7 protein-coding genes are annotated in these 6,288 nt (G+C 31.9%); 5 read left to right on the forward strand and 2 right to left on the reverse strand.

All coding sequences use genetic code 11. The features are described from left to right. Together tnpB and tnpA are read right to left on the reverse strand one after the other, a co-directional pair. Nucleotides 1–186 (reverse strand): IS66 family insertion sequence element accessory protein TnpB (gene tnpB / locus BUC11_RS17435; protein ID WP_394332908.1); only part of this gene is annotated, 186 nt, incomplete at its 3' end. Next, nucleotides 186–467, reverse strand: coding sequence for an IS66 family insertion sequence element accessory protein TnpA (gene tnpA, locus BUC11_RS16105; protein ID WP_073353117.1), 282 nt, complete (start codon nt 465–467; stop codon nt 186–188). The genes tnpA and tnpB, both read right to left, overlap by 1 nt. Nucleotides 468–655: 188 nt before the next feature. Between tnpA and BUC11_RS16110 the strand changes: the two genes are divergently transcribed. The 5 genes from BUC11_RS16110 to BUC11_RS16130 are packed head-to-tail and all read left to right on the forward strand — an operon-like array spanning nt 656 to nt 6,232. Then, a complete protein-coding gene (locus tag BUC11_RS16110; protein WP_073355705.1) occupies nt 656–1,090 on the forward strand; it encodes a hypothetical protein in 435 nt (144 codons plus the stop codon). A gap of 6 nt (nt 1,091–1,096) precedes the next feature. After that, complete coding sequence (locus tag BUC11_RS16115; protein WP_073355706.1) at nt 1,097–1,909, forward strand: tetratricopeptide repeat protein; 813 nt, start codon at nt 1,097–1,099, stop codon at nt 1,907–1,909. 53 nt (nt 1,910–1,962) lie between these two features. Continuing rightward, a complete protein-coding gene (locus tag BUC11_RS16120; RefSeq protein ID WP_073355708.1) occupies nt 1,963–3,138 on the forward strand; it encodes a hypothetical protein in 1,176 nt (391 codons plus the stop codon). Continuing rightward, nucleotides 3,139–5,331 carry a peptidase domain-containing ABC transporter gene (locus BUC11_RS16125; protein WP_073355710.1) on the forward strand — a complete coding sequence of 731 codons (2,193 nt, stop codon included), beginning with the start codon at nt 3,139–3,141 and terminating at the stop codon, nt 5,329–5,331. It begins immediately after the preceding gene. Between the two features lies 1 nt (nt 5,332). After that, a complete protein-coding gene (locus BUC11_RS16130; RefSeq protein ID WP_073355711.1) occupies nt 5,333–6,232 on the forward strand; it encodes an HlyD family secretion protein in 900 nt (299 codons plus the stop codon). Nucleotides 6,233–6,288: the final 56 nt, after the last annotated feature.

Genomic DNA, 6,288 nt, shown 5'->3' on the forward strand with positions numbered 1-6,288 from the left:
ACCGGATTCCCAGTGTAAAAGTTTCATCTGATTATTATTTCGATTGATAAAAATGAACACTTCCCCACTATGTGCAACGCGTCCTAATTCATTGGCAACAAGACCGCACAAACCATTAAAACTTTTGCGCATATCGCAAACTTTGGGGTAGAGCAAAAAGGTATGTGAACTACTAAGGCTAAACACTAATATAGGTTTACTAAAGCCGAAAGTTCACTTAAATTATCCGTATCCACTCGCAGCACAACTCCATTAGGGTATACGATTTCGTATTTGTTTTCTAAAGCGAAAACTGGTTTTTTCAGTGCAATAAAACCTCCGCTTTGTGCTTCTTCATTTTTGCTTTTTCGTATCCAATAGCTGAAGGTTCCTAATTTAATACCTGCTTGATCGCAATACGCTTGTTGTGAAAGTCCACTTTGTTTCCAAGATTCAACTCGGGATAACATAAATTCATTTTTATTCATGTCTAAATTGTTTAGAACAAAACTACTACCTTAGGTTAATCTAAAAAATATGGGGTTCGTCGGGCGGATACTTTGCTACAATTTATGCGCATGGTACCGCTTTCTTTAATGTTTATCAAGATGATTATGACGAAGTATTCTTTGTAGATGATATCGCACATCAAACGGGACATATTATATTAACAACTTTGTGTAATGACAAAAAAGCGATATTTAAGAATGATGAAAATCAAAATATTGGAGAGATTTTAGAGCAAAAAGATCCTAGAAGTATTTATGTACTTTTGCATGCTTTTTATACTTATTATACTACACTTATGTGTTTGGATAATTGTTTGAATAACAAATTATTCAACGAAAAACAACAAATGGAAGCCACTGGGAGAATTGGTTTTTACCTAGGAAAATGTTCTCGTGACATTGAAATTTTAGAAGAATTAATCATCCATTTTAGTGGTATTGAGAATATCTTGACAGGAGCCGGTATCAATTTATATACTTTGATAAAATCAAAGTTTATTGAAGTTTTTGAAAAATGGAATCCCCTTATTAAACATTTCGATTATAGTAATCAACCGTATAATTTCACCTTTAAAAGTTTTGCTGAAATTAATACTAAATAAATCATTTTGAAAAAAACTATTCTTTTAATTGCTTTACATTTTGTTTTAATCACTTTTGGACAAAAGACAAAAGATATGGTAGAAATAACTAATAAAAACCAGGAGGCTTTGGTAGAGGAATTTGTCTCTAATTGCGCTGAAAAATACAATTACAATTATAATATGGCTGAATGGCAATCTTGTTTAGACGCAGGATTAAAAAATGACAGTACGGCTGCTTATTTATGGCAACAGAAAGCGATGCCCTACTTTAAAGCAAAAAAGTATGAAATAGGGATGCGTTATATTGATAAAGCCGTAAAATTCAATCCTGAAAGATGGCAGTCCTATAGAGCTTTCATTAAGTGTGTTTTTGCTAAAACTTACAGTGCAGCCATATTGGATTTTGAAGATTGTAAAAAACGATTTGGTAATGGATATGTAATGGATCATACCTATAATTTTTATATTGGTTTGTGTTATTTACAGCTTAATGAATATGCTAAAGCTGAACAACTTTTTAAGGAATATATAGATGATATTTTTAAAAACAGGGAAGGATTGGAGCATCCTACGGCTTTATTCTATTTTGGGATTGCAAAATACGAACAAAAGAAGTTGAATGAGGCTATCATTGAATTTGATAAAACCTTAAAGATTTATCCCAATTTTTCGGACGTGAAATATTATAAAGCCATTTGTTTAGCAAAATTAGGAAAAGTTGAGGAATATAAAGTGTTGATGAAAGAATCTGAGCAAGATGGTAGAAAAGGTTATACAATTAATGAAGACAATACCCTTTATGAGACCTATCCTTATCAGAAAAAATGGAAGGATTAAATAAATAACAATGATCATAAAAAGTAATTAATATATAATATTTAACAAAAAACATGACACTAAAACTAATTTTTTCAACCCTATTATTTTTGCTAACTTTTTTTACATTCGGGCAAACGAAGCCTTTAATTATTCCATCATATATCAATTTACCAAAGGACACCTTGGCTGCTAATAATCTGATTAAATCATTAAATGGATTTTTAAGTCTTAAAGAAATGCCAAACAAAGCAAACCCTTTTGTACTAAAAGAGGACTTATTGGAAACTTCCATACTGCTTGACGAGATGAAAGGAATTGAGAAAAGTGGAAAATATAAGGATGATAATTTTTATAAAGGATATTTAACAAATGTGGTGCAAATTGACAATGTCAATTTTTTAATTCAATTTTCATACATTGGTATAAATGAAAATGTACCAATTCTGTTGGCCAGTTTTGAGGTTTTAGCAAAGCAGAAAGAGAATCAATTTTATTTTTATTCTCCTTTGAAACGCAATACTATTTCGTGGCAAACCAAAAAAATAGGCAAGTGTACTTTTCATTTCAAAAACACATTAAACTCGAAAAAAGCATCAGAATATATAAAAGCAGTAGCCGCTTTTGACGATAAATTAGAAGCAACAAGCGGGCAAATCGAATGGTATGGTTGCGAAGATTTACCCGAAATTTTGCAGACCATCGGTGTAAAATTTAAGTTGGATTACAACGGTCGAGTTTCTAGTACATTTAATGCTAATGAAAACAATACTATTTTATTGGTAAGCGGTGCGTCTAACACTACTTTTGATTCTTTTGATCCACACGATTTATGGCACGACCGTTTACGTAATGTGCTTTCACCAAGCATCACTAATAAGCCAGTTGATGAAGGTTGTGCTTATCTTTATGGGGGAAGTTGGGGGATTAGTTGGGAACAAATTTTAAAAATATTCAAAGATAAAGTAAGTTCTGATCCCGCTTCAGATTGGTTAACACTGTATGAACAATTTTACAACTTTGGTGAAAGTAAACAAAACCATTTAGTGGTTAGTTACGTTATCAATGCTTTAATCATTGAAAAAATTGAAAAAGAAAAGGGGTTTGCTGCGGTTCTTGAACTCTTAAGTTGTGGTAAATATGAAAAAGGGAATGAAAATTATTTTAAAATACTTGAAAAATTGACAGGAATCAACAAAAGTAATTTTAACCATAATGTTTGGATTTTGATTAAAAAGAGTAAAGCATAAATGATAAAAAAAGATTTTCCGCATTTCAAACAGTTAGATAGTAGAGATTGTGGTCCAACTTGTTTAAGAATGATTGCCAAACATTACGGTAAAACTTTTTCGAGAGATTTCTTGAGAGACAAGGCCAGTATTACCAAAATTGGCGTTACTATGGCTGGTATTGCTGAGGCTGCCGAGGCTATTGAAATGCGTACCCTCGGTATGCGAATTTCAATTGAAAGTTTGGTAACTGAGGCTCCTGTTCCTTTTATAACACCCTGGAGACAAAAACATTTTGTAGTAGTATATAAAACCACAAAAACAAAAATCTATGTTGCTGATCCCGCACAAGGTTTATTACAGTATTCACACGGAGATTTCAATAAAGCATGGACAAACACTACTGATGATACAGGTTTCGTATTGCTATTAGAGCCTAATGTACAGTTTTACGTGTTGGATGAAGATAGGGATAAAAACAAAGGATTTTCGTTTTTGGTCCCGTATTTCAAACCATATAAAAAACTAATTCATCAGTTGTTTGTGGGTTTGTTGGTGGCGACTGTTATTCAGTTTTTGTTACCTTTCTTGATGCAATCAGTTGTAGATATTGGCGTGAATAATCGGGATATTCCTTTTATCTACTTGATTTTGATTTCGCAATTGGTATTGATATTGTCTCAAACCGTGGTTAGTATTTTTAGGGAATGGTTACTTATCCACATTACGAGCCGCTTTAATATCAAAATGATTTCGGATTTTTTGTTCAAAATGCTAAAACTTCCAGTTTCGTATTTTGAAACAAGAAATACAGGTGAACACTTGCAACGTATTACAGATCATACACGTATTCAGAATTTTGTTTCTTCATCAACTTTGAACATGGTTTTTTCTATGGTTAGTTTTGTTATCTTCAATGGCATTCTGGCGTATTATAATCTGAAAATATTTCTTGTTTTTATGGTTTCGGCGGTTCTTTACGTCAGTTGGACTTTTTTTTTCTTAAAGAAAAGAGCGGAATTAGATTATAAAAGATTTGATGAAACGTCTCAAAGTCAAACCTCATTAATACAAATAATTAATGGAGTCAAAGAAATAAAAATTAATAACTCACAAAGGAAGAATCGATGGAAATGGGAGTATACGCAAATCAGTCTATTTAAAACATCATTAAGTACATTAAAACTGGCACAATATCAATCGATTGGAGCCACTTTTATCAATGAATTGAAAAACATTGCGATTACTTTTCTTTCTGCCAAAGCGGTTGTTGATGGCGAACTGACACTTGGGATGATGGTGACGATTCAATATATTGTGGGACAACTGAATTTACCTTTAGGGAATTTTGTCGCATTCATACAAACTTGGCAAGACGCAAAAATTAGTTTAGAGCGATTATCACAAGTGCACTGTAAAGAGGATGAAGACGACTTGAAGTTGAATAAAGTTAAAGAATTAACTGAAAATAAAACAATAGAAATTAAAGATTTGTCGTATAGATACGGTGGAAAATCGACACCTTTTGTTTTGAAGAATATTAATTGTTGTATACCGGAAGGTAAAACCACCGCCATAGTGGGAGCAAGTGGAAGTGGAAAAACTACTCTCATGAAATTATTGTTGAAATTTCATGAGCCAACAAAAGGTAGTATCAATATAGGATCAGTTGATTTAACACATATTAACAATGATTATTGGCGTTCTAATTGCGGTGCTGTTATGCAGGATACTTTTATGTTTAATGATACTATTGGCGGTAATATCTCTGAATCTGAACAAAATGAAATTATTGATAGAGACAAATTAAACAATGCCGCATTTGTTGCCAATTTGGATAGTTTTATTCAAAAATTACCAAATAAATACAATACGGAACTTGGAACATCAGGTATTCGATTAAGCGGTGGTCAGGAACAACGTATTATGATTGCGAGAGCAGTATATAAAAATCCTTTTTATGTTTTCTTTGATGAAGCAACTTCGGCACTTGATGCCAACAATGAAAAAGTAATTATGCAAAATTTAGATACTTTCTTAAAAGAAAAAACAGCTATTATTGTAGCTCATCGTTTGAGTACAGTAAAAAATGCAGATAATATTATTGTTTTAGAAGACGGGGTTGTTGTAGAACAAGGAACTCATGGAAATTTGACAGAGCTAAGAGGGAAATATTATGAATTGGTTAAAAACCAATTGGAATTAGGAAATTAGTATGGAAGAATTGAATGACGGATTGAAAATTTATAGTGAACAAGTAAGAGATGTTCTTTCAGACCCTCCTCTAGCTATTTTAAGATGGGGAAATACATTATTGTTAGGCTTTGTGATTATCTTGCTTTTACTATCCTGGTTTATTAAGTATCCAGACATTGTATCTACCGAAATTGTAATTACCACTACAGTTCCTCCAGAAAAATTAGTAGCCAGAACGTCAGGAAAGATAGAAACATTACTTGTTGATGACAAAGGTACAGTACAAGAGAATAGCCCTTTGGCAATTATTCAAAATACAGCTAATTATAAGGATGTATTTTTGCTTAAAAGTATAATAGAAGATTATTCACAAGGGAATAAATTTGACTTTGAAAAGTTGAAAGATGCACAACTAGGTGATATAGAAAGTACTTATGCTCTTTTTCATGCGGCTTATATTGCAAATAAATTAAATTCTGATTTGCAGCCTTTTATAATGGAAGGGAAGGCGCAACGTTCAGAAAATTTACAAATTAGGGAACGTCTCAGCCTTTTGCTACAACAAAAAATAATTAATGAAAGTGAATTACAATTACAAAAAAATGAAGTGGATCGTTATGAAACTTTGTTCAATAAAGGCGTCATATCAGCTCAAGATTTTGATAATAAAAAATTAGGATATCTACAGGCCCAGAAAAGTTATAAAAACTTATTGAATAGCATTTCACAATTAAAATCATCCTTGATTGATAACAACAAGAACAGTAAAGGGATAATAATTAATGGAACTAAAGAAGAAGTCAATTTAGAAAGCAGCAAAATGCAATCCTTTTATCAACTGAAAAAAGTGATAAAAGATTGGGAATTGGCTTATGTTATTCTATGCTGCTCCCCAAAAAACGTACAACTTTTTGTGTGAATTTAAGATAGGATTAAAAACCTTAAATTAGCAGAATTATGTCAAGAACAAGAAGA

Source organism: Flavobacterium xanthum (genome assembly GCF_900142695.1).
GTDB classification, from domain to species: domain Bacteria; phylum Bacteroidota; class Bacteroidia; order Flavobacteriales; family Flavobacteriaceae; genus Flavobacterium; species Flavobacterium xanthum.